A 24,889-nucleotide genomic window follows, 5' to 3' on the forward strand; every position below is an offset into this window, starting at 1 on the left:
TGACGAATGGCGTAATCGTAGCAGGAGCAACCCATGCAGGCATGGGGATCGGAAGGAATCTCGCCCTCAAGTTTGACGTATCGCCATCCCGGTCGATAGACTTGTGAAGTTTTTCACACTTTGCATCGGCACCCATGGCGACACGCACCGCCCTGACCTGCTGCCTGGCGCTGTGTCTGTGCCGTTCGGCATTCGCGCAGCCCGTCGAGGCTGAGCCGCCGCGGGTGGACGCGCCGATCGCACTGCTGTCGCCGGCGCCGGCCGCATCCTTCGCCGATCACGCCGACATCCTGCCCGCCGTCCTCGGGCCGCAACTGCGGGTCATCACGCTGGATCTGACCCGCCCCGCCAACGACGTGTGGGACCGCATCCGGCGCGGCTTCGCGATGCCCGACCTGGATGGCGGGCTGGTGGAGAAATACCAGCGCCACTACCTCGAACGCCCGGGTTTCCTGCAGCAGGTCTTCGCGCGCGGCGGGCGCTACCTGTACCACATCGTCAACGAGCTCGAAGCCCGCGGCCTGCCCACCGAACTGGCGCTGCTGCCCATGGTGGAGAGCAACTACAACCCGCTCGCCTATTCCCGCGCCAAGGCCTCGGGCCTGTGGCAGTTCATCCCCTCCACCGGCCGCCACTACAAGCTCACCCAGGACAAGTGGATCGACGAGCGGCGCGACGTGATCGCCTCCACCGAAGCAGCGCTCGAATACCTGCAGTACATCTACGAACTGCACGGCGACTGGCATCTGGCGCTCGCCGCCTACAACTGGGGCGAAGGCGCCGTGAGCCGGGCGCTGCAGCGCAACGAGGACGCCGGCCTGCCCACCGAGTACGTCCACTTGCGCATGCCGAGCGAAACGCGCAACTACGTACCCAAGCTGCAGGCGCTGAAGAACATCGTGATGAACCCGGAGCAGTTCGGCTTCGAACTGCCCTACGTGGCCAACCGGCCCCATTTCGTCACCGTGGAGTCGCCGGTGGGCGTGGACCTGGCCACGGCCGCGCGGCTGGCCGAGATGCCGATCGGCGAATTCCTGGCCCTCAATCCCGCTTTCAACCGCCCGGCCATCACCCGCAGCGGACACAGCCTGGTGGTGCCGGCCGAGCGCGCCGACGAGTTCGAAGAGCGCCTGCGCACGCTGGCCGATGCCGGCCCCCTGTGGGGCACCTACCGCCTCAAGCGGGGCGAGACCCTGGCCACGGTCGCCAAGCGCCATCGCCTGACGCTGGCCCAGTTGCGCCAGCTCAACGGCCTCACCGCCCGCAGCCGGACCGCGACCGGCTACGCGTTGCTGGTGCCCAAGGGCGGCGATCCGCGCGGCGCGCTGGCGGTGAGCGGCATGATTCCGCTCAAGGTGCGCGCCGTGAAGTAAGCGGCGCAGCCGCCGCCTGGAATGTCCCGCGCCTTCCCTGAACGCACCGGCCGTTTCCGGCTCAGTGTATTTCCGGCCAGTGGCAACGCACCTCGTGGCCGCCCGCCAGCGCGGTGGCCGGCGGATACTCGCGCCGGCAGCGCTCGTCGGCCTTCGGGCAGCGCGGATGGAAGTGGCAGCCCGCGGGCGGCGCCAGCGGCGACGGCAGCTCGCCCGCGGGCGGCGGCGCGCCACCCACGGCCTGCGGCGTTTCGATGCGCGGCACGGCGGCCATCAGCATGCGGGTATAGGGATGGGCCGGCGCGGCCAGCACACGCTCGGCCGGCCCCTGCTCCACGATGCGCCCCAGGTACATCACCGCCACGTCGTGGGCCAGGTATTCCACCACCGCCAGGTTGTGGGTGATGAACAGATAGGCCAGGCCCAACTCGTGCTGCAGTTCGCGCATCAGGTTGAGCAACTGGGCCTGCACCGACACGTCCAGCGCGCTGGTCGGCTCGTCGCACACGATCACCCGCGGCTCCACCGCGAGCGCGCGGGCGATGGCGATGCGCTGGCGCTGGCCGCCGGAGAATTCGTGCGGATAGCGGTGGCGCATCGCGGCCGACAGGCCGATGCGCTCCAGCAGCGCATCCACGCGCCGCGCCCGCTCCCCGGCATTGCCGCCCACGCCGAGCGCCACCATGCCTTCCTCGATGATCTCGCCGATGGTCATGCGCGGATTGAGGGAGGCGAACGGGTCCTGGAACACCATCTGCACCGCGCGGCGCAGCGGCCGCAGCGCGGCGGCGTCCTGTCCCGCGACCTCGCGGCCATCGAAGCGGACCGTGCCGCCGCTGGCCGCGATCAACTGCAGGACGGCCTTGCCCACGGTGGTCTTGCCGCAGCCCGATTCGCCCACCAGCGCCAGCGTGCGCCCGGCACGCAGGGCGAGGCCGACGCCATCGACGGCGCGCACCTGCCCCACGGTACGCCGCAGCAACCCCTTGCGCACCGGGAAATGCACCTGCAGTCCCTGCACTTCCAGCAGCGGCGCATCGCTGTGCGTGCGCGGCGCGGCCAGCGCCGCTGCGGCCCCCCCTGCCGCAGCGGGCAGGTTTTCGGCATCGTCGTAGAGATGGCAGCGCACCGCCTGCCCGCCGCGCTGCCGCCAGTCCGGCGCCTCGTGCCGACAGCGTTCGAAGACCTGCGGGCAGCGCGACGCGAAGCGGCAGCCGGCAAAGGCCGCATCCAGCGCCGGCACGCTGCCGGCCAGAGCATCCAGCGGACGGCCGCGCTGGGCGCCGTCCGGCAGGGCGGCGAAGAGCTTGCGGGAATACGGATGCAGCGGGGAGGCGAAGAAGGCCGCGCGCTCGCCCGTCTCGATCAGTTCACCGGCGTACATCACCCCCACCCGGTCGGCCATGCGCGCCACCACGCCCAGGTCGTGGGTGATCAGCAGCAGGGCCATGCCGCGCTCCCGCTGCAGGCGGGCGAGGAGATCCAGCACCTGGGCCTGGATGGTGACGTCCAGTGCGGTGGTGGGTTCGTCGGCGATCAGCAATTCGGGTTCGCCCGCCAGCGCCATGGCGATCATCACCCGCTGCTTCATGCCGCCGGAAAACTGGAAGGGGTAGTCGTCCAGGCGCCGTTCCGCGTCCGGGATGCCCACCGCCTCCAGCAGCCTGCGCGCCTCGGCGCGGGCCGCCGCGCCGCGCAGGCCGCGGTGGCGCGCGAGCACCTCGGCGATCTGCGTGTAGACGGTCATCACCGGGTTGAGGCTAGTGCCCGGTTCCTGGAACACCATGCCGATGCGCCCGCCGCGCACCGTGCGCATGCGCGCCTCGCTGAAGGCGAGCAGGTCCTCGCCCGCCAGGCGCAGGCTGCCGCCTTCGATGCGCCCGCCGTCGGGCAGCAGGCGGGCGATGGCGAGCGCCGTCATGGACTTGCCGCAGCCGGACTCGCCGAGCAGAGCGAAGGTTTCTCCCGCCCGCAGGCTGAGGTCGATGCCGGCCACGGGCCGAACCGGCGCAGCGGCGCCGCCGATGGCCACGCGCAGGCCGCTCACCGCCAGCAGCGGCGCCGCAGGGTCGGAGTCGGCAACGGAGCGGGTGTAGCCGATCATCGGCGGATGGAACTGCGGATGTGAAAAGGGCCGCTTGCGCGGCCCCGGTGAAGCTCAGTGATGGTGGCCGCCCGCGCCATGCACGTGGCCGTGGGTGATCTCCTCGGCGCTGGCCGCGCGCACCTCGGCCACGGTCACGTCGAAGACCAGCGCGGTGCCGGCCAGGGGATGGTTACCATCCACTACCACCTTGCCGTCGGCGATGTCGGTGATGCGGTAGATGATCTCTTCATCGCCGTCGTCGGTGACGCGTTCGAAGGACATGCCCACCTCGATATTCTCGGGAAAGAGCTTGGCGTCCTCGATCAGCACCAGTTCCTCGTCGTAGTCGCCGAAGGCGTCTTCGGGCTGCAGCTTCACTTCGAAGCGCTCGCCCACCTGCTTGCCTTGCAGCAGTTCTTCCAGCACCGGGAAGATGCCGTCGTAGCCGCCGTGCAGATACACCAGCGGATGAGCGCCGTCGTCGATCAGGTTGCCGTCCGGGTCGCGCACGGTGTAATTGAGGGTGACTACGCTGTTCTTGACGATTTCGGTTTGCATTTGTCTGCTTCCAGTTCCTTGACCAATTCGTAAACCGCGGCAGCATGGCCGCGGGGCGTGACGTCGTGGAGGGCGTGGCGGACGATGCCCTGCTTGTCGATGATGAAGGTCGACCGCAGCACGCCCATCTTCTTCACACCGTCGACTTCCTTTGGCTGCCACACACGGTACAGCCTGCAGACCTCCGTATCGGGGTCGGAGAGCAGGCGCACCGACAGACCGTGCTGATCCCGGAACTCGGCGTGGGTGAGGCAATCGTCGGGACTGACGCCGACCACGATGCAGTCGTGGCTGGCGAACTCCGCTTCATGGTCGCTGAAGTCGGCGGCCTGCAGCGTGCAGCCCGGCGTGTTGTCGCGGGGGTAAAAATAGAGCACCACATGATGCCTGCCGCGCTCGGCGGCAAGGTCGAAAGTCTCCATATCCGCATCCGGCAGCGCAAACACCGGTGCCAAGTCTCCGCATTGCAGCATGGGGCCTCCCTGACGTGCGGCGGATTTTATCCGAGAGCCGGTGCGAACTCTACCGGAAACGAACGACGACGGACGATCTTCCCGCAACAGCATGGCAGTTCTCCCCTTTCCCGTGAATCGGCACCCGTGGCGCGCGGGCCACGCTGGCGTCTGCCTGAAGCAATAGCCCAGATCGCCGGCTGGCTCAAGACGCGGTGCATCATCGGTGCAGCTCTCGACGCCTGTCGAGAGACTGTTTAAACTTACAGCACAACAATCCCCGCACCGGACCCGCCATGCCTCCCCGCAGCGAATCCCTGACCGCCCGCCAGGCCGAGATCCTCGATTTCATCCGCCAGACAGTGGAAGCCGAAGGCCGCCCGCCCACCCGGCTGGAACTGTGCGCCGCCTTCGGCTTCCGCTCGCCCAACGCGGCCGAAAGCCACCTGCGCGCGCTGGCCGCCAAGGGCGCGATCCTGCTGGAGGAAGGCCGTGCGCGCGGCATCCGCCTGGCCGAAGGGCCGGGCCTGCCCCTGGTCGGGCGCGTGGCCGCGGGCAGCCCCATCCTCGCCAGCGAACACGTGGAAAGCCGCCTGCAGCTCGACCCCACGCTGTTCTCGCCGCGCGCCGACTACCTGCTGCGCGTGCGCGGCATGAGCATGCGCGATGCCGGCATCCTGGACGGCGACCTGATCGCCGTGCATCGCCAGAGCGAGGTGCGCAACGGCCAGATCGTGGTCGCCCGCGTGCACGACGACGTCACGGTGAAGACCTTCCGCCGCAGCGGCCCGGTGGTGGAACTGCTGCCGGCCAACCCGGACTTCGAGCCCATCGTCGTGGACACCCGTGCCGAGCCGCTGGACATCGAAGGCATCATGGTCGGCCTGATCCGCCAGGACGGCCACTGAACGGCAGCACGCCGATGCCGGCCCCGACATCATCATGGGAAGCCCCCTCGCCCTTGCCGCCCTGCCGCCCTGCCTGGTGTGGCAGGCCGACCGCCTGGCCGGCAGCGCCGCGGCCGGGCTGCCCACCGGCTTCGCCGAACTGGATGCGCAACTGCCCGGCGGCGGCTGGCCCCGCGGCGCGCTGATCGAACTCTTCGCCGATCGTCCAGGCGTGGGCGAACTCGCCCTGCTGCTGCCCCTGCTGCGCCGCACCCCGGCCGACCACTGGCTGGCCTGGATCGCCCCGCCCTTCCTGCCCTACGCACCCGCGCTCACCAGCGCCGGACTGCCCCTGGAGCGCCTGCTGCTGGTACGCACCACGAACGCCGCCGAAACCCTGTGGGCCACACGCCAGGCCGCCGCCTCGGGCGCCTGCAGCGCCGTGCTGGCCTGGCCCGCCCGCATCGACGGCGCCGGCCTGCGCCGCCTGCAACTGGCCGCGGAAGATTCCGCCACCCCTCTCTTCCTGTTCCGCCCGCCGGAAGCAGCCCGCCAGCCCTCGGCCGCGGCGCTGCGCCTGCTGCTGAGTGGCCGGCCGGGCGGGCTCACAGTCCATATCCTCAAGCGCCGCGGCCCGGCCGCCGCAGCCCCGGTGGAACTGGCTCTGCCGCAGCGCCCCGGCGCCGCGGCCCCTTCACGACTCGACGATCATGCTCTGGCTCGCCCTGCTCCTGCCCGACTTGCCCTTGCAGGTCTTCACCCGCGGCGCACCTGAAGCCGGTCTGCTGGCGGTGGTGGAATCCCACCCCCGCCAGCGCATCGTGGCGGCCAGCCCGGCCGCCCGTGCGCTGGGGGTGAACGCGGGCGACAGCGTGGCCGCGGCGCTGGCCGTCGCCCCCGACCTGTTGCTGCGCCCGCGCGTCCCGGCGCTGGAGGCCGCCACGCTGGAAGAGCTGGCCGCCTGGGCCGGACACTTCACCCCCCATGTCAGCCTCGATCCGCCGGGTGGGCTAGTGCTGGAAATCTCCGCCAGCCTGCGCCTGTTCGGCGGCCTGCCCGCCCTGGCCCGGATGCTGGTGGACGGGCTGGCTGCCCTCGGCCTGCACGCCGCCCTCGCCGCCGCGCCCACGCCACTGGCCGCGCGCTGGCTGGCCGCCTGCCGGCCAGGGGAACTGCTGCGCCCCCGCACCGGCTGGCAGGACCGCCTGGCCGGGCTGCCCCTCGGCGTGCTGGTGGACGCCGGGGTGGGCCTGGACAGCCTCGATCTGCTGCTCGGCATCGGCGTCCGTTCGCTGGGGGACGTGCAGCGCCTCCCGCGCGCGGGGCTCGCCCGCCGCCAGGCCGGCGCGGTCAGCGCCGTGCTGGCCCGCGCCCGTGGCGAGGCGCCCGACCTGCGCAACTGGTTCGTGCCGCCCGCGCGCTATACCGCCCGCGTCGCCATGGCCGTGCCCACCGACAACGTGGAACCGCTGCTCTTCGCCGCACGCCGGCTGTTCGCCGGCCTGGCCGCCTGGCTGGTCGCCCGCCAGGCGGCGGTGGACCATTGCCACCTGCACCTGGAACATGAATCCGGCCCCGCCACCGTGCTGGAACTGGTCACCGGCGCCCCGTCGCGGGACGAGGCGCGTCTGGGCCTGCTGGCCCGGGAACGGCTCGCCGCCCTGCCCCTGCCGGCCCCGGTCGAGGCCCTGCACCTGGAAAGCGGTTTGCCGGTGGCCCTGGCACCGAGATCGGACGACCTCTTCGGCGACCCGGACAGCGCGCGCGAAAACGCCGGCCTGCTGCTCGACCGCCTGCGCGCCCGGCTCGGCGCGGACGCGGTCACCGGCCTGCGCCCCTACCCCGACCATCGCCCGGAACGGGCCTGGCGCCCGCTTCCTCCCGGCGCCCGTCAGCCCGTCGCCACCACCACCGCGGGGCCGCGCCCGCTGTGGCTGTTGCCCGAGCCGAAAGCCCTGGGCGGCCGTGCCCAGCTGACCCTGCTGGCCGGACCGGAACGCATCGAATCCGGCTGGTGGGACGAGATAAACGGGGGGGACGTGCGGCGCGACTACTACGTGGCCGCGGACGAGGCCGCTGCCCTGTGCTGGGTGTTCCACCCCCTCGATGCGCCCGGCGAATGGTACGTGCACGGCTACTTCGGCTGAGAACCGGTAAACTGGGCGCTTTCCGACGCCCCCGACGAGCCATGCCACTATTTCCGCACCCCCGCGCCTCCGAACTGCCCGGCGACTTCGCCCGCCGCGTGGCGGCCTACGCCCTGGTCGCCTTCCTGCTCGGCACGGCCGGCTCCGCTTGGCTCTTCATCCGCCTGCCCGAAATCTGGGCGCGGGTGATGCCGCTGGAAGGCGCCAGCTTCATGTTCGCCGCCACTGCGCTCGGTGGGGTCATGGCGGTGCTGCCGGTGATCGCGGCGGTCGGCTTCGTGCTCGCCCTGTGGTGCGGGGTGGAAAGCGTGTATCGCCCGCGGCGGCAGGCTTCGCCCTTCGCCGACCGGGCCATCGTCTCCCTGGGCCTGCTGGTCTGGTTCGCACCGGCCGCAGCCGCCATCGCTTCGGCGATCCGCGCCCTGGCGAGCGGACGCGTGCATTTCGTGCGCCCGCCGCGGGACTACTTCCTCGCCACCGACCCGGTGGCCTTCTGGGAGGGCGTGGGATTCTGGCTGATCATGGCCGGTCTGTTCGCCTTCCTCGCCTGGCGCTACTGGCGCGGCAAGCTGCTGCCCAAGGCCGACGAAGGGTCTTCAGCCGCCTAGCCAGCCGCGGCGCAGCCGCAGCGCGGCGGTCGACGGTCTGGCGGCCGTTTTCAGGCTCACCTTGTCGGCGGGGGCATCCGCCAGTTCCACTTCGAAGCGCATCAGTTCGTCGCGCCGGAAGGCGTGGATGTCCACGTGCTCGCCGCCTCGCCGGCGCGCCAGCATCGCGTCCAGCCCGGACGCACTCACCTTCAGCCCGTCCAGCGCCACCAGCACGTCGCCGGCCGACAGGCCCGCACGCTGGGCCGGGCCGCCATCGAAGACGCTGGCGAGCTTCGCCTCGCCGTTGCCGCCGGCGAGCTTCGCTCCCAGCCAGGGCGCAGCGACCGCCGCCTCGGCTTTCCAGACGATGCCGAAGGGCTTGAGCAGACGAGCCAGCAGCAGGTCGTCGGTGCCGTTCACCGCCCGGTGCAGCCAGCGCGCCAGCGCCTTGCCACCGACCTCCTCCACCGCGGCCTCGATGCCGTCCTCCGGCACGCCCAGGCCGGTCTGGCCGAAGCGCTGCCACAGCAGGCGCATCACGTCGTCCAGGCTCTTCCCGCCGCCGCTCGCCGCGCGCAACTGCAGGTCCACGGCGAGGGCGATCAGGGCGCCCTTGGCGTAGTAGCTGACGATGGCGTTGGGGGCGTTCTCGTCCTGGCGGTAATACTTGGTCCACGCGTCGAAGCTGGATTCGGCCACGCTCTGGCGCAGCCGGCCGGGCGTGCGCAGCACGTTGGAGGCGGTCTTGCCGAGCAGCGCGAGGTAGTCGTCCGTACCAATGACGCCGCTGCGCACCAGGGCCAGGTCGTCGTAGTAGGAGGTGAAGCCCTCGAAGGCCCACAGCAGGCGGGTGTGGTTCTCCACCGCCAGGTCGTAGGGCACGAAGGCCGCCGGCTTGATGCGCTTGACGTTCCAGGTGTGGAAATACTCGTGGCTGCACAGGCCGAGGAACTGGCGGTAGCCCTCGCTCGTGCCCTGCATGCCGGGGTATGGCAGGTCCGCCCGGCTGGCGAGCAGCGCGGTGGAAGCGCGATGCTCCAGACCGCCGTAGCCGTCGCCCACCACGGTGGCGAGGAAGGCGTAGTAGTCCATGGGCGCCGGGGCGCCGAAGAGTTTGACCTGCCACGCGCAGATGCGCGCCAGGTCCGCGGTGAGACGGGCGGTGTCGCAGTCGTGGCGGCCGGTGATGGCAAAGTCGTGGGGCACGCCGCCGGCTTCGAAGCTCGCCAGCGTGAAGCGGCCCATTTCCACGGGATGGTCGATCAGTTCGTCGTAGTCCGCCGCGTGATACAGCCCGAAGCCGTGGGCTTTGGCCGCCCCCTTGCCGCGGGCGCGGGGCAACGCGGTGATCACCCGCCAGTCGGCGAGTGCCGGTTCGGCCGGCGGCTGGATGTCCACCGTGCAGGGGGCGTTGTCCCGGCCGTGCACACGCAGGAACACGCTGGTGCCGTTGAAGAAGCCGTGGGTCCGGTCCAGATGGGCGCCGCGCACCGACAGGTCCCAGGCATAGACTTCGTAGTGCAGCGTAAGGGCCGCCCCCGCGGGCACCCGCGCGGCGCGCCAGGTGTGCTTGTCGAGCTTTTCCAGCGCCACCGCGCGGCCCGCGGTCTCGGCCCGGATGGCGACGATGTTGCGCGCGAACTCGCGGATCATGTAGCTGCCCGGAATCCAGGCTGGCAGGCTGAAACGCTGGCCGGCGGGGTCCGGCTCGGCCACGGTCAGGCTGAGCTCGAACAGGTGGGCAGCGGGCCGGGCGGGACGGATGGCGTAGTGGACGGCGGAAATCGAAGTGCTCATGGCAAAGAGGCGGGGCGAAAACGCCCGATTCTACGCGCTATCCACTGCGGCTCGCGGCCTGCCCGATTCTTGGGCAGCAGGAAAAAGCCCTGCTGCCTCAAGCTTCTGCAGCGCCGGCCCACAGCTTGTCCACAGGACTGCCCACGGGCGCTGGGGATAATCGTGGGCTCAATGCTCCTGCCGCCGCACGCGCCTGCGCGGCCGTTCGTGGCCCTCGCTCCAGGCGTGGCGGGCCGCGGTCATGTCGGCCAGGGCGCCGGCCACGCGGTGGTTGAGGGTGTCGCGCGGCATGATGCCCTTGGCGTCGGCCACGCCCGCCGGCATGCCGGTAAGCACTTCCATGGCCTCGTCCACGGTGGCGACGGCATGCACGGCGAAGCGCCCGGCGGCGACGGCCTCCACCACGTCGTCGCGCAGCATCAGGTGGCGGATGCAGGCGGTGGGGATGACCACGCCCTGCTCGCCGGTGAGGCCGCGCGCGGCGCACAGGTCGAAGAAGCCCTCTATCTTCTCGTTGACGCCGCCGATGGCCTGCACGCCGCCGAACTGGTTGATGGAGCCGGTGATCGCCAGGGACTGGCGGATGGGCACGTCGGCGAGCGCCGACAGCAGCGCGCACAGTTCGGCCAGCGATGCGGAATCGCCCTCCACTGGCGTGTAGGACTGCTCGAACACCAGGCTGGCCGAAAGCGACAGGGGCTGGTGGCGGGCGTAGCGGCTGGCGAGGAAGGCGGACAGGATGAGCACGCCCTTGGAGTGGATGGCCCCGCCCAGTTCGGTTTCGCGTTCGATGTCCACCACGTCGCCCTCGCCCAGGCGCACGGTGGCGGTGATGCGCATGGGGTGGCCGAAGCGCTCGCCGCCCAGCTCCACGACCACGAGGCCGTTGATCTGCCCGGCCTGCTCGCCGGCGGTGGCGATCAGCGTGGTGCCGTCCAGCATGGATTCTCGCACCTGCTCCGCGTAGCGCCCGAAGCGCCGGGCGCGCGCGGCCACCGCCCGGTCGATGTGGGTGCGGCCCACGACGGGCTGGCCGGCGTTTCGGGCAAGGAGATCGGCTTCGCGCATCACGTCGGCCAGTTGGCGGGTGTGCAGTGACAGGCGGCCGCCGTCTTCCGCCAGACGCGAACCGTGTTCGATGAGCCGCGCCACCGCAACCCGGTCGAAGGGTTGCAGCGCGGACTGGCGGGCGAGCTTGGCGAGCAGGCCGGCGAAATGCAGTTCGTTCTCGGCGGTGCGCGGCAGGTCGTCGTCGAAGTCGGCGGCGACCTTGAACAGTTCGGGGAAATCCGGATCGTGTTCGTTCAACAGGTAGAACATCTCCCGCTCGCCCACCAGCACCACCTTCACGTCGCAGGGCACCGGCGCCGGGTCGAGGGTCAGCGTGGCGCTCCAGCCCTGGGCCTCGGTGGGCGGTTCGATACGGATTTCGCCGCTGCGCAGCACGCGCTTGAGGCCTTCCCAGGCAAAGGGATGCACCAGCAGGCGCTCCACGTCCAGCACCAGGTAGCCGCCGCTGGCGCGGTGCAGTGCCCCGGCGCGGACCAGCGTGAAGTTGGTGACCGCCATGCCCATCTGCACCACGTGCTCGATGCGCCCGATGAGGTTACCGACGGCCGGATTGTCTTCCATGACCACCGGCGCCCCTTCCGTGCCGGAGTGGTCCACCAGCAGGTTCACCTGGTAGCGCTGGAAACGGCTGCCGTCCTCCTCCTCTTCCTCGCCCTCCTCCCCGGCGCCGCGCCACACGGTGCCGCTGTCGAGCAGGTCGGCGCAGATCGCGTCGAGGAATTCCCCGACTGCGGGCAGGTCGGCGAAATGCTCGCGCAGGCCGCGCATCAGATGGGTGACGGTGGGTGCCAGCGCGTCGCGCTCGGCCTGGGCGATGGCCTCGTGCAGAGTCTTGCGCCAGTCCGGGAGCTGCATCAGCAGGTCGCCCAGACGGTCGCTCCAGGTATCCACCAGCGCCTCGCAGGCCTTGCGGTCGTCCTCCGGCAGAGCGTCGAACTCCTCCGGCGACAGGGTCTGGCCGTTGCGGCTGGGGGCGAACACGAAGCCCTGCGGCGTGCGCAGCAGCACCAGCCCGTCGGCGGCGCAGGCCTGGCCCAGTTCGCGCAGCGCGGATTCCTCGCGGTTTTCGTGGGCCTCCTGCAGCGCTTCCACCCGCTTCGAGTGGGTCTCGCTGTCCAGCGCCGCCTCGATGGCCGGGCGCAACTCGCGGATGAAGGTCTGCACCTCGGCGCGCAGGGCGCCGCCCCGCCCGGCCGGCAACGCGAGCAGGCGCGGACACTGGGGTTTGTCGAAGTCGTGCAGGTAGCACAGGTCGGGCGGGGTGTCGCGCGCCGCGGCCACTTCCCGCAGCAGGCGCAGCGTGGTGGCATGGCGTCCAGTGCCGGGGCCGCCGAGCACGAACACGTGGTAGCCGGGATGCTTCATCGCCAGGCCGAAGCGCAGCGCCTCTTCGGCACGCTCCTGGCCCAGCCCCCCAGGCACGTCGGCCAGTTCGGCGGTGGTGGCGAAAGGCAGCTTCTCCGGCGCGCAGCACGCACGCAGGCGGGCCGGATCGAGGCTGCGGTCGGCGGCGCGGGCTGGGCCATCGGCCATGTTGTTGTTCTCCTGGGCGCTGAAGATTAAATCGTCCACGGCCCCTGACGCGGGCGTGCGGCGCAGCGAAGTCTACACGGTGCCGCAGGCCGCATCCCAAAAACAAACGCGCAGCCCGCAGGCTGCGCGTCGTTGGCGAACGGTTCGTTCAGTGTTGCATCAGGCGAGATCGAAGCGGTCCAGGTTCGCCACCTTGACCCATGCCGCGACGAAATCCTGCACGAACTTCGCCTGCCCGTCCGCGCTGCCGTAGACCTCGGCCAACGCCCGCAGCACGGAGTTGGAGCCGAAGGCGAGATCGACGCGGGTGCCGGTCCACTTCACCGCGCCGGTCTTGCGGTCGCGCCCTTCGAACACGTCCTTGGCTTCCGACACCGGCTTCCATTCCGTGCCCATGTCGAGCAGGTTCACGAAGAAGTCGTTGGTCAGCGTCCCGGGCCGCTTGGTGAAGACGCCGTGTGTGCTGCCGCCGGCGTTGGCGCCCAGCACGCGCAGGCCACCGACCAGCACGGTGAGTTCCGGTGCGGTCAAGGTCAGCAGTTGGGCCTTGTCGATCAGCAGGTGCTCGGCGAGCGCGCCCAGCTTGCCGCTGGCGTAGTTGCGGAAGCCGTCGGCCTTGGGTTCCAGCACGGCGAAGGAGGCCACGTCGGTCTGGTCGGCGGTGGCATCCACGCGGCCGGGCGCAAAGGGCACGGTCACGTCGATGCCGGCCGCCTTGGCCGCCTGCTCGATGCCCACGCCGCCGGCCAGCACGATGGTGTCGGCGAGCGAGAGCTTGCCGGAGGCCTTCTGGATTTCCTCCAGCTTGGCGAGCACCTTGGCCAGTTGCGCGGGCTGGTTGGCCTCCCAGTCCTTTTGCGGCGCCAGCCGGATGCGCGCGCCGTTGGCGCCGCCGCGCTTGTCGCCGCCGCGGAAGGTGGACGCCGAGGCCCAGGCGGTGGAGACGAGTTCGGCCACGGTGAGGCCGGAGGCGGCAATCTTCGCCTTGGCGTCGGCGATGTCGGCCGCCGTCGGGTTATGCGTCGCCTTGGGCAGCGGGTCTTGCCAGATCAGGTCTTCCCTGGGCACTTCCGGGCCGAGGTAGCGGGCCTTGGGCCCCATGTCGCGGTGGGTGAGCTTGAACCAAGCGCGGGCGAAGGCGTCGGCGAAGGCCTGCGGATTGTTCAGGAAGCGGCGCGAGATTCTCTCGTAGGCCGGGTCGAAGCGCAGCGACAGGTCGGTGGTGAGCATGGTCGGCTTGCGCTTGGGCGAATCGGGCGAGGGGCCGGGGACGATGGCTTCCGCGTCCCTGGCTTCCCACTGGATCGCGCCGGCCGGCGACTTGGTTTTCACCCATTCGTACTTGAACAGGTTCTCGAAGAAGTAATTGCTCCACTGGGCCGGCGTCTGCGTCCAGGTCACTTCCAGGCCGGAGGTGATGGCATCCTTGCCCACGCCGGTGCCGAAGCTGCTCCTCCAGCCGAAACCCTGCAGTTCCAGCGGCGCGGCTTCGGGGTCGGGACCGACCTTGTCGGCGGGGCCGGCGCCGTGGGTCTTGCCTATAGTGTGGCCGCCGGCGATCAGCGCGACGGTTTCCTCGTCGTCCATGGCCATGCGGCCGAAGGTGTCGCGGATGTCCTTCGCGGCGCTGATGGGGTCGCCGTTGCCGTCCGGGCCTTCGGGGTTCACATAGATCAGGCCCATCTGCACCGCGGCCAGCGGGTTTTCCAGATCGCGCTCGCCGGAGTAGCGGTTGCCGGTGTTCTTGGGATCGTTGCTGAGGGCGAGCCAGGTGGTCTCGCGGCCCCAGTAGACGTCCTGATCCGGTTCCCAGGTGTCCTCGCGGCCGGCGGCGAAGCCGAAGGTGCGGAAGCCCGTGGATTCCAGCGCCACGTTGCCGGCCAGGATCATCAGGTCGGCCCAGGAAATCTTCTGCCCGTACTTCTGCTTGATCGGCCACAGCAGGCGGCGCGCCTTGTCCAGGCTGACGTTGTCGGGCCAGGAATTGAGCGGCGCGAAGCGCTGTTGCCCGCGCCCGCCGCCACCGCGGCCGTCCAGCGTGCGGTAGGTGCCGGCGCTGTGCCAGGCCATGCGGATCATCAGCCCGGCATAGCTGCCGAAGTCCGCCGGCCACCAGTCCTGCGAATCGGTCATCAGCTTGCGCAGGTCGGCCTTGAGGGCCTCGTAGTCGAGTTTCTTGAATTCTTCGGCGTAGTCGAATTTCTCGCCCAGCGGGTTGGAGCGGTTCGAGTGCTGGTTCAGCAGGTCGACGCGCAACTGGTTCGGCCACCAGTGCTGGTTGGCGGTGCCGCCGGCGGCGTGGTGGAACGGGCACTTTGCTTCGGTCTTTTCGTTGCTCATGGTGCAGATCTCCTTTGTTGTCCGAGCAGAAGGATGCCTTGCGCGCAGGAGGCAGGAAGTCCGGCCGGCATGGCCCGCTTCGAGCGCCCTGTCCCGCGGAGGGGAAATGCTTGCGGCTTTTTCTAGATCATAGTCGCTTCGATGCCGGATTCAGCATGAAGTAAACCAATGGTTCGGATAGCCTCAGCCTCTTCGATGCGGGACCAATGATCAGGCAAGGCAATGGCACGGCAGGCGCCAGCTTCCGGGCCGGCGGCCGGGCGGATCACGCAGACGGCGATGCGCCGCCGTAGCGTGCGAGGATGTCGTCCGCCGGCATCGGCGCGGCGAAGTGGTAGCCCTGCCCCACGTCGCAGCCGAGCCGGAGCAGGTAGTCGGCCTGGGCGGCCTCCTCGATGCCTTCGGCGACGACCGTCATGCCCAGCGTCTTGGCGAGCGACACGGTGGCATGGACGATGGCCGCGTCGTTGGGGTCGGACATCATGTCCTTGACGAACTCGCGGTCGATCTTGAGCTTGTGGGCGCGCAACTGGCGCAGCATGATCAGCGACGAGTAGCCGGTGCCGAAGTCGTCGATGGCGAAATGCACGCCGCGCTCGCTGAGGCTGCGGATCCACGCCAGCGTGTCGTTGCCCACGTCCACGAAGGCGGATTCGGTGAATTCGATCTCCAGCACGGAGGGCGGCACGCCGCTGCCTTCTATCGTCTCGAGCATGGATTCCATGCCGCGGCCGCCCTTGAACTGCACGGCCGAGACGTTGATCGCGACCCGACCCACGTCCAGCCCCTGCGCCTGCCAGCGCTGCCACTGGCGGCAGGATTCGGCCATCACCCACAGGCCGATTTCGGGCATCAGGCCGCGGCTCTCGGCCAGCGGGATGAAGCGGTTCGGCGCAATGCCGCCCAACTGCGGGTGCTGCCAGCGCAGCAGCGATTCGACGCCCACCAGCCGGCCGGTCGTCAGCTCGATCTGCGGCTGGTAGGCGAGCGTGAGCTGGCCGAGTTCGAGCGCGCGGGCCAGGTCGTGCACCAGTTCGGCGTCGTTCTGCACCTGGGCGGTCATGGCGTCGTCGAAATACACGTAGGCCGCGCGCCCCGCGGCCTTGGCCTTGTAGAGCGCGATGTCGGCGCGGCTGATGAGGTCGTCCACGTCCAGCACGTCACCGGTGGGCACCACGATGCCGATGCTGGTGTTGCTGTGCAGGCGCATCAGCCCGAGCTCGAAGGACTCGCGGAAGGATTCGATGATCTTGCCGGCCAGCACCGCCGCATCCGAGGGCTGGCGGATGTCCGTCTGCAGGATGGCGAATTCGTCGCCGCCCAGGCGCGAGAGCGTGTCCGTGTCGCGCAGCAGGCCGAGCAGCCGTCCGGCCACCAGGCGCAGCAGTTCGTCGCCCACGGTGTGGCCGAGGCTGTCGTTGATGTCCTTGAAGTGGTCCAGGTCCAGGATCAGCAGGGCGAAGCCCGTCCCGTTGCGCTGATGCAGGCGCAGTGCCTGGTTGAGGCGGTCGCGGAACAGGCGCCGGTTGGGCAGGTCGGTGAGCGCGTCGTGGTAGGCCAGGTGATTGACGTGGGCCTCGGCCTCCTTGCGCCGCGTGATGTCCTCCTTGACCGCGACGAAGTGCGTGACGGCGCCGGACTCGTCGAGGATCGGCGAGATGGAGGTCTGCTCGTGGATGATGCGTCCGTCCTTGGTGCGGTTGGTCAGTTCCCCGCGCCACACCCGGCCGACGAGGATGGTGTCCCACAGTTCCCGATAGACCGCCTCCGGCATGTGGCCGCTTTTCACGAAACCGGGGTTCTGGCCCACCGCCTCGTCCGCCGTATAGCCGGTGATCTCGCAGAAGCGCGGGTTGACGTATTCGATCCGTCCGCTCGTCGAGGTGATGATGACCGAGGCCGGGCTCTGCTCGACGGCCTGCGAGAGCCGCCGCAACTGGTACTCGCGGTCGCGGATCTTCTCGGTCATGGCGTTGAAGGTATCCACCAGGTCGCCGATCTCGTCGCCGGAGCGCACGCCCGCGACCTTCTCGTAGCGCCCCGCGCGCGCGCTGGCCACCGCCGCCGCCAGGCGTTCGAGGGGCGAGGTGACGTTGCGGCGCAGGTACAGCACGCCGACCACGAACACCACCGCGGCCGCCAGCGCCATGCCTGCCAGGCCCGCGGTGAACAGGGCGTCGCGCTGCTCCGAGAGCTGCTGGCGGCTCAGCACGAACATGGCCGTGCTGAGGCTGCCGTCGCCCAGCAGCCAGTCGCCGGCGCCGAGCACATGGGCCTCGTCGCTGTGCCAGCGGATGCCGGCCAGGCTCAGGCGGCCGCGGTCGGCAGCGGCCGGCAGCGGATCGGCGACGGCCGGGGGAATGATGTCGGGCATCGCTTCGCTCAGCAGCTTGCGCTCGCCGACGATGCCGAAGGCCGCGCCGGCCTGGGCGGCCACCTTGTCCACGAAGGATTCGTCCAGGCAGGCGCCCAGGATCACGCGGCCGACCTCGCGCGTTCCGTCGGCCGTATCGATCTCCACCGGACGCTGCACCGCCAGCGCCGGCCCGCCGGCGGTCGCGCAGGCGGTCAGCACCGGGCTGCCGTTCCGGGTCGCCTCCAGGCCGGCGGTCACGCGCTGGATGAAGGGCTGGGGCTGGCTCGCGGCGCGAAACGGCGCGCCCGGAGCGGCGCTCACATAGATTTCGACGCCCTGCGGGCGCAGCGAGAAGTACGCATGGTGGTCCGCCTCCCCATGCCGCCAGTACGCGCCGACCGGGCCGCGCGGGCCGATGATGGCCGCCCAGCTCGCATCGGCAGCCTGGGCCATCTGGCCCAGTTCCATGGACAGCTCGCGGGCCGCGGCATCGAAGATGGCCGCATTGTCCGCCTGCGGGTCGAAGTGGTCGGCATAGAGGCCGATGGTGGCCACCATGCCGGGGCGGGAGGCCAGCGCACCGGCCGAATGTCCGAGCAGGGCCGCACGCTGGTCCAGGTGGTTCTGCAGGGTGCCGAACGCGGCTTCGATGCGTGCGCGGCGTTCGGCCTCGACCTCGTGCCCCTCGAACAGCAGGAAGGCGGCACCGGAAACCGTCAGCACGGCGGCGACGGAGGCGAACCAGAGCAGCAGCAGGCGATGGGTGAGGCGGAACAGGCGCGGCATGTCAGAAGATCTCGACGTCCGCGCGGACGACCTTCTTCGACTTCACCATGATCTCCTGCAACACCTGCCAACCGTGCCGGACATCCGGCGCGGGACCCGTCATCTGCCCCCGCACGGCGGCCGCACTTGGCCTCGCGAGCCGTGCAAACGGCCTCCTCCTCCGCATTCCAATCCCCTATTGGCGATGTGTGTTTATTTGTTACAGCCTAATACCGCAGCGCACAAGACGATGTCAAGCCGGCCGCGATGTCACGTGAGCAGGATCATGCCATATCGCACGAATTCATGCGTCCGGCCGACAGATCACGCCCGCGGCAGAGGTCCTGTCCCGGTTCCATACAGCGAAATCGACTGTATATACTTACACCATGACTGCCCCCGCCTATGCCGAACTGCACTGCCTGTCCTGCTTCAGCTTCCTGCACGGCGCCTCCCACCCCGAGGAACTCGTGCAGCAGGCGGCCGCCTTCGGCTATCGGGCATTGGCGATCACCGACGAAGGCTCGCTCGCCGGCGTGGTGCGCGCCCATCGCGAAATCCGCCGCCAGCGGCTGCCGCTCAAGCTCATCGTCGGCAGCCGCGTCCGCCTGGCGGACGGCCCCGCCCTGGTGCTGCTGGCGGCCACGCGGGAAGGCTATGCCGGCCTGTGCCGCCTGCTCACGCGCGGCCGGCGCGCCGCGCCCAAGGGACAGTACCGCCTCGCCCGCGCCGATCTGGCCGACGGCCTGCCCGGCTGCCTCGCGCTGCTGTTGCCGCCGGACGACACGGCCACGCTCGCCGCGGACCTGCCGCAGCAGGCCGCCTGGCTCACGCAAGCCTTTCCCGGCCGCGCCTGGATCGCCGCCGACTGCCCCTGCGGCGCGGACGACCGCGCCCGGCTGCAGAGCCTGCAGCGCATCGCCCGCGAGACCGGCCTGCCGCTGGTGGCCGCCACCGGTGCACTGATGCACGACGCCGGCCGGCGCGAACTGGCCGACGTGCTCACCGCCATCCGCCTGCGCACCCCGCTCGCCGAAGCCGGCCTGGCGCTGGCCGCCAATGCCGAACGCCGCCTGCACGACCCGCGGGAACTGGCCCGACGCCTGCCCGCTGCCCTGCTCGCAGAAAGCGTGGCGGTGGCCGAACGCTGCGCCTTTTCCCTGGCCGAACTGCGCTATGAATACCCCGCCGAGTTGGTCCCGCCCGGCGAATCAGCCGCCTCCTGGCTGCGCCGCCTGGTGGAAGGCGGACTCGCCTGGCGCTACGCCCCGCCCCTGGGGCGCGCGGCAGTCGCCGAGGCGGGCACGGCCCGGCCGCCGGAGGCTGCCGCCGATCCCGCACCGCCCAAAGTGCGCGCCCTGGTCGAATACGAACTGGCGCTGATCGCCGACCTGGGCTATGAACCCTATTTCCTCACCGTGCACGACATCGTGCGCCATGCCCGCCAGGCCGGCATCCTGTGCCAGGGGCGCGGCTCGGCCGCCAACTCGGTGGTGTGCTGGGCGCTGGGCATCACCGAGGTGCATCCCGAGCAGGGCGTCATGCTGATCGAGCGTTTCATCTCCCGCGAGCGGGACGAGCCGCCGGACATCGACGTGGACTTCGAGCACGACCGGCGCGAGGAAGTCATCCAGTACCTGTACCGCAAGTACGGCCGCGAGCGCGCCGCGCTGGCCGCCACGGTGATCAGCTACCGTTCCAGGAGCGCGCTGCGCGACGTGGGGCGGGCGCTCGGCCTGGACGAAGCGCGCATCGAACGCCTGACCCGGGGCCAGCAATGGTTCGACGGCCGGCAGATCCGCCCCGAGCGCCTGCGCGAGGCCGGCCTGGACCCGGCCAGCCCCGTCGCGCGCCGCCTCACCGGGCTGGTGCACACCTTGCTCGGCTTTCCCCGCCACCTGTCCCAGCACGTGGGCGGCTTCGTCATCGCCCGCGGCCGGGTGGACGAACTGGTGCCGGTGGAAAACGCCGCCATGGACGGGCGCACCGTCATCCAGTGGGACAAGGACGACCTGGACGAGATGGGCCTGCTCAAGGTGGACGTGCTCGCCCTGGGCATGCTCTCCGCCCTGCGCCGCAGCCTGGAACTGCTGTCCGCCTGGGAAGGGCGCAGCCTCACCCTGGCCGACATCCCGCGCGAGGACCCGGCGGTATACGACATGCTGGGCGAAGCCGACGCCATCGGCGTGTTCCAGGTGGAATCCCGCGCCCAGCTCTCCATGCTGCCGCGCCTGAAGCCGAGCGATTTCTACGATCTGGTGGTGGAAGTGGCCATCGTGCGGCCCGGCCCCATCCAGGGCGGCATGGTGCATCCCTACCTGGGCGCGCGCGAACGCAAGGCGCGCGGCGAAGATCCGCTGGCGGGCCTGCGCGAGGAAATCCGCCCGGTGCTGGAACGCACGCTGGGCGTGCCCATCTTCCAGGAACAGGTCATGCAGCTCGCGGTCGCCGCCGCCGGCTTCACGCCCGGCGAGTCCGACCAGTTGCGCCGCGCCATGGGCACCTGGCGCGGCAAGGGCGAACTGGACCGCTATCGCGAGAAGCTGATGGCCGGCATGGCCGCCAACGACTATTCCGACGACTTCGCCGAACGCCTGTGCCGCCAGATCGAAGGCTTCGGCAGCTACGGCTTCCCCGAATCCCACGCGGCCAGCTTCGCGCTGCTGGTGTATTGCTCGGCCTGGATCAAGCGCTTCCACCCCGCCGCCTTCCTGTGCGGCCTGCTCAACAGCCAGCCGATGGGCTTCTACTCGCCCTCGCAGCTCATCCAGGACGCCCGCCGCCACGGCGTGGAAGTGCTCGCCCCGGACGTCTGCCACAGCCAGTGGCACAGCGTGCTGGCACCGTCATCATCCACCGCCCCTGCCGTGCGCCTGGGCCTGGAGCGGGTCAAGGGCTTCAACGCCGCCACGGCCGAACGCATCGTGGCCGAACGCGCGTGCCGCCCCTTCGCCGACGTGGCCGATCTCGCCGACCGTGCCGCGCTTTCCGCCGCCGAACTGCGCGTGCTGGCCGCCGGCGGCGCGCTCGCCTCGCTCGCCGGCCACCGCCGCCAGGCCCTGTGGCAGGCCGCGGGCGACGTCGCCCTGCCCGGCGTACTGCACGGCGCCCCGCGCAACGAGGCGCGCCTCGCCCTGCCGCCGGCCACGGAAGCCCAGGACATCGTCGCCGATTACGCCCGCCTCGGCTTCACGCTGGGCCGCCATCCGCTGGCCCTGCTGCGGGAGCGCCTGGCCGCGCTGCGCTTCCTGAGCGCCCGCCAGATCGCCGACTGCCAGGACCGCCAGCTCGCCCGCGCGGCCGGAGTGGTCACCTGCCGCCAGCGCCCCGGCACCGCCAAGGGCACGCTCTTCGTCACGCTGGAGGACGAAACCGGGCTGGTCAACATCATCGTCCGCCCCGAACTGCTGGAAGCCCAGCGCCGCGAACTCCTCGGCGCCCGCCTGCTGGGCGTGTACGGCCAGATCAGCCGCCAGGGCCGGGTCGTGCACCTGGTGGCCGGCCGGGTGGTGGACCACTCCGTCCTGCTCGGCAGCCTGGAGGCGCGCAGCCGGGATTTCCATTGAGGGCTGCGGGGCGGGCGCTTTGGGCTACCATCGCCCCTCTTCCCGCTTCACCGCCGCGCCATGCTCCCCGCCCCGCCTTTCGCCTTGTTCGACGACAACCAGGACGCCGCCGGCGACCTGCTGCTCTCCGGGCTGCGGCAGACCCTGGCGTGCGAGTGCGCCGCGGATATCGACGCCACCTTCGCCGCCATCGAAACCGCCCGGGCCGCCGGGCACTGGGTGGCGCTGGCGGCGAGCTACGAACTGGGCTACCTGCTGGAGCCGCGGCTCGCCCCGCTGCTGCCGGAGGAACGTGACTGGCCGCTGCTGACCGCCTGGGTGTTCGCCCGCGGCGAACGGCGCAGCGCGCTACAGACGGCCGCCGATCTCGACGAGGCACTCGCCGCGCTGGACGAACACGAGCGCCTGGCCGGCCTCGCCGATCTCGCCCCCACGCTGGACGAAACACGCTACTGCCTTGCCGTGGACCGCATCCGCGCCCTCATCCATGCCGGCGACTGCTATCAGGCCAACTTCACCTTCGCCCTCACCGGCCGCACCTGGGGCGCTCCGCTCGCCCTCTACGAACGCCTCCGCCGCGCCCAGCCGGTGCGCTACGGCGCCTTCATCGCCGACGGCGAGCGCCACCTGCTGTCCCGTTCCCCCGAACTCTTCGTCGAGCGCCGCGGCACGCGGCTCACCTGCCGACCGATGAAAGGCACCGCACCGCGGGAGACCGACCCGCAGGCGCTCGCGGCCTCCGCCAAGAACCGCGCCGAGAACGTCATGATCGTGGATCTCATCCGCAACGACCTCGGCCGCCTCGCCCCGCCCGGCGGCGTGCGCGTGGAGGCCCTGTGCGAGGTGGAGGCCTATCCCAGCGTGTGGCAGATGACTTCCACGGTCATCGCCGGACCGGTCACGGCCGGCCTCCTCGACATCTTCCGCGCGCTCTTCCCCTGCGGTTCGGTGACCGGCGCCCCGCGTATCCGCGCCATGGAGATCATCCACGAACTGGAAGCCGAGCCCCGCGGCCCCTACTGCGGCGCCATCGGCTGGCTCGCGCCGGACGGCGACTTCCGCCTCAACGTGCCCATCCGCACCCTCGCCATCGACGCACATGGTGCCGCCCGGCTCGGCATCGGCAGCGGCATCGTGGCGGATTCCGACCCACAGGACGAGTGGCGCGAGAGCCTCCTCAAGGGCGCCTTCGTGCGGCGCGAGCCGCCCGGCTTCGCGCTCGTCGAAACCCTGCGCTGCGAGCCGGCCGCGTCCGAGCCCTACCCGCTGCTCCGGCTTCACCTGGAACGGCTCGCCCGCTCTGCGCAAAGCCTGGGTTTCGAATGCGATCCGCAGTCCGTGGGCGACGCCCTGCTCGCCCGCGCCCACGGGCTCGCCGGCCCGCAGCGCGTACGCCTGCAACTGGAAGCCGACGGCCGTTTCGCGATCACGACGGCGGCACTGGACGAACCGCCGCTGGCGCCGACCGTGACTGTCTCGGCCACCCCGCTGCGCGCCGGCGATCTGCTGCTGCGCCACAAGACCACCGCCCGCGCGCTGTACGACCGGGAACTGGCGCAAGCCGTCGCGGGCGGCCACTTCGACCTGCTCTACTTCAACGAACGCGACGAACTGTGCGAAGGCGCGCGCAGCAGCGCCTTCGTGGAACTCGACGGCGCGCTGTGGACGCCGCCGCTCGCCTGCGGCCTGCTCGACGGCGTGTGGCGCCGCCACATGCTGGAAAGCAGCCGCGCCCGCGAACGCGTGCTGACGCGCGCCGACCTGCGCGCGGCCGGCGCGCTGTATCTGGGCAACGCCTTGCGCGGGTTGCTGCAGGTCAGCCTGGCGTACAGCCCCACGGCAGAATGACGCGCCTCGCCGACGGCTTCGCCGCATTCTGCCCGATGCCGTAGGAGCGGCCTTGGCCGCGATGGCGGCCTATGGACAAACGAAGGCCGCATCGCGGGCGAGCCCGCTCCTACTTCTTGCTCTTGCCCTTGGGCACCGCCGCCAGTTCGTCCACCAGCTTGACGATCTCCGCCGCCGAACGGCCGGCCAGCAGTTGCAGGCCGGCACGCAGCAGTTCCGACTTGGTGCTGATCCGCCCGACCTTGGCGAGCGCGGTGCGCAGCGTCTTCAACTGCGCGTGCTCGCTCTTCGGAATGGAGAAGGAGTCGCGCACGACCTTCTCACGCTTGTCCTTGCGCGCGGTCTCCACCGGGGCGGCGGCCGGCTTCGCCGCGGCGCTCTTCACCGCAGCCGCAGGCGCGGCCTTGGCCGGCTTGTCGGTCTTGCCAGCGGTCTTGGCCACCTTGGCCGGTTTTGCGGCCGCCTTGGCTGCCGCGGGCTTGGTGGCGGCCGGCTTTGCCGCGGCGGCCTTGGCGACGGTTCTTGCAGCGGGTTTCGCCGCCGCCGGCTTGGCCGCGGCAGGCTTCCCCGCAGCCTTGGTCTTGGTGACGGCCGCCGGTGCCGCCACGACCGGTGCCGCCGGCGGTGCGCTTTGCGCAGCAGCCGGGGCGGATACAGCTTTCTTCGCAGCCGGCCTGGCGGTCTTCCCGGCCGCCGGTGCAGCCGGCAGGCGCTCGGCCAGTGCGGCATCTTCCTGCTTCAGCGCGGCGCGCAATGCGCTCTGGGTCTTGCGAGGGGTGCTCATTCTTTCTTCGCTCCTGTGAGTTTGAGTACCGCGGCGGCGAGCCGCGTCATTTCGTCGCGCGCCGCCTGCGCGGCGCGCCCGAGGTGGAACACCGACCCGCCTTGCACCGCGCTCTGCGCGTAGGCGTTGCGCTGCGCGAGCGCCACCGGCATCACCGGCAGCGTGAACTCGCGCATCACTTCCAGCACGTCGCCCGCCAGCGTGGTGTGCTGCACCCGGTTGGGCAGCAGCGCCGCGCGCAACACCGGGCGGCGCTGCTGTACGAGCAGGATCAGGCGCTCGACCGCACGCGTGGACCACAGGTCGGTCGGCCCCGGCACGATGGGCACGATCGCCAGTTCGACGCGTTCGAGCGCACCGAGCGTATGCGGATGTTCGATCGAGGGCGGGCAGTCGAGCAGCACCAGGTCGCAGCCTGCCGCACCCCGGTCCACCGCGGACGCGATTTCGCCGGCAGCGCCCGCCACCGCGAACACCCGCTCCGCGCGCGGCGGCCCGCCGCTGGCGGCTTCGGCCCAGCGCAGCGCGCTCTCCTGCGGATCGAGATCGGCGACTGCGACGCGCCGTCCCGCAGCACTCAGCGCCGCGGCCAGTTGCATGGCGATGGTGGTCTTGCCCGCCCCGCCCTTCTGCGAGAGCAGTGCGATCGCGACGGGTATTTTCATGGATGCCCCGAATTCGGTATTACTTTATTATCCAATTCGACGACGTGCGATGCAAGCATCGCTATTCGGGC

Annotated in this window: 16 protein-coding genes; 7 read left to right on the plus strand and 9 right to left on the minus strand. The window is 70.6% G+C overall.

Annotation, left to right across the window (positions count from 1 at the left end):
- The first annotated feature begins 134 nt into the window (after nt 1-134).
- A complete protein-coding gene (locus E6O51_RS17085; protein ID WP_136386223.1) occupies nt 135-1,373 on the plus strand; it encodes a transglycosylase SLT domain-containing protein in 1,239 nt (412 codons plus the stop codon).
- 61 nt (nt 1,374-1,434) lie between these two features.
- Here E6O51_RS17085 and E6O51_RS17090 read toward each other — a convergent pair whose 3' ends face one another.
- From E6O51_RS17090 to E6O51_RS17100, 3 genes are read right to left on the minus strand one after another with little or no spacing between them, the layout of a single operon-like run.
- On the minus strand, nt 1,435-3,477 hold the full coding sequence (locus E6O51_RS17090) for an ABC transporter ATP-binding protein (protein ID WP_136386224.1): 2,043 nt from the start codon (nt 3,475-3,477) through the stop codon (nt 1,435-1,437).
- 54 nt (nt 3,478-3,531) lie between these two features.
- Nucleotides 3,532-4,017, minus strand: a complete 486-nt coding sequence (locus E6O51_RS17095; RefSeq protein ID WP_136386225.1) for an FKBP-type peptidyl-prolyl cis-trans isomerase — start codon at nt 4,015-4,017, stop codon at nt 3,532-3,534.
- Nucleotides 3,987-4,463: a peroxiredoxin gene (locus E6O51_RS17100; protein ID WP_230976827.1), complete on the minus strand. Its 477-nt coding sequence runs from the start codon at nt 4,461-4,463 to the stop codon at nt 3,987-3,989. Before E6O51_RS17100 ends, E6O51_RS17095 begins: the two co-directional genes overlap by 31 nt.
- A 302-nt stretch (nt 4,464-4,765) precedes the next feature.
- Here E6O51_RS17100 and lexA point away from each other — a divergent pair, with 302 nt between their 5' ends.
- From lexA to E6O51_RS17120, 4 genes are read left to right on the plus strand one after another with little or no spacing between them, the layout of a single operon-like run.
- Nucleotides 4,766-5,377, plus strand: a complete 612-nt coding sequence (gene lexA / locus E6O51_RS17105) for a transcriptional repressor LexA (protein WP_136386226.1) — start codon at nt 4,766-4,768, stop codon at nt 5,375-5,377.
- Nucleotides 5,378-5,411: 34 nt separating this feature from the next.
- Nucleotides 5,412-6,131, plus strand: coding sequence for a translesion DNA synthesis-associated protein ImuA (imuA, locus tag E6O51_RS17110; protein WP_136386227.1), 720 nt, complete (start codon nt 5,412-5,414; stop codon nt 6,129-6,131).
- On the plus strand, nt 6,067-7,503 hold the full coding sequence (locus E6O51_RS17115) for a Y-family DNA polymerase (protein ID WP_136386228.1): 1,437 nt from the start codon (nt 6,067-6,069) through the stop codon (nt 7,501-7,503). The genes imuA and E6O51_RS17115 overlap by 65 nt, the downstream gene beginning before the upstream one ends.
- A 41-nt stretch (nt 7,504-7,544) precedes the next feature.
- Nucleotides 7,545-8,111, plus strand: coding sequence for a hypothetical protein (locus E6O51_RS17120; protein ID WP_136386229.1), 567 nt, complete (start codon nt 7,545-7,547; stop codon nt 8,109-8,111).
- On the opposite strand, the gene E6O51_RS17125 is transcribed toward E6O51_RS17120, so the two are convergent.
- From E6O51_RS17125 to E6O51_RS17140, 4 genes are all read right to left on the minus strand, one after another.
- Entirely contained in the window at nt 8,100-9,890 is a 1,791-nt protein-coding gene (locus E6O51_RS17125; protein WP_136386230.1) for a M61 family metallopeptidase, read from the minus strand. The genes E6O51_RS17120 and E6O51_RS17125 overlap by 12 nt on opposite strands.
- A 168-nt stretch (nt 9,891-10,058) precedes the next feature.
- Nucleotides 10,059-12,494, minus strand: a complete 2,436-nt coding sequence (locus tag E6O51_RS17130) for a Lon protease family protein (protein ID WP_136386231.1) — start codon at nt 12,492-12,494, stop codon at nt 10,059-10,061.
- Between the two features lie 159 nt (nt 12,495-12,653).
- Nucleotides 12,654-14,834: a catalase/peroxidase HPI gene (gene katG, locus E6O51_RS17135; protein WP_136386232.1), complete on the minus strand. Its 2,181-nt coding sequence runs from the start codon at nt 14,832-14,834 to the stop codon at nt 12,654-12,656.
- Between the two features lie 265 nt (nt 14,835-15,099).
- Complete coding sequence (locus E6O51_RS17140) at nt 15,100-17,976, minus strand: putative bifunctional diguanylate cyclase/phosphodiesterase (protein ID WP_136386233.1); 2,877 nt, start codon at nt 17,974-17,976, stop codon at nt 15,100-15,102.
- Between the two features lie 368 nt (nt 17,977-18,344).
- On the opposite strand from E6O51_RS17140, the gene E6O51_RS17145 reads away from it, so the two are divergent.
- Entirely contained in the window at nt 18,345-21,521 is a 3,177-nt protein-coding gene (locus E6O51_RS17145; protein WP_136386234.1) for an error-prone DNA polymerase, read from the plus strand.
- A 60-nt stretch (nt 21,522-21,581) separates the two neighbouring features.
- Entirely contained in the window at nt 21,582-23,369 is a 1,788-nt protein-coding gene (gene pabB, locus E6O51_RS17150; protein ID WP_136386235.1) for an aminodeoxychorismate synthase component I, read from the plus strand.
- Nucleotides 23,370-23,478: 109 nt separating this feature from the next.
- Here the strand turns inward: pabB and E6O51_RS17155 are convergent, their stop codons facing one another.
- The gene (locus tag E6O51_RS17155) at nt 23,479-24,153 is read right to left on the minus strand and encodes a hypothetical protein (protein ID WP_136386236.1); all 675 of its coding nucleotides are present in this window, start codon (nt 24,151-24,153) and stop codon (nt 23,479-23,481) included.
- On the minus strand, nt 24,150-24,818 hold the full coding sequence (locus tag E6O51_RS17160; protein ID WP_136386237.1) for an AAA family ATPase: 669 nt from the start codon (nt 24,816-24,818) through the stop codon (nt 24,150-24,152). Before E6O51_RS17160 ends, E6O51_RS17155 begins: the two co-directional genes overlap by 4 nt.
- Between the last annotated feature and the right edge of the window lie 71 nt (nt 24,819-24,889).

The sequence above is a fragment of the Pseudothauera rhizosphaerae genome, assembly GCF_004801305.1.
Lineage (GTDB): Bacteria > Pseudomonadota > Gammaproteobacteria > Burkholderiales > Rhodocyclaceae > Pseudothauera > Pseudothauera rhizosphaerae.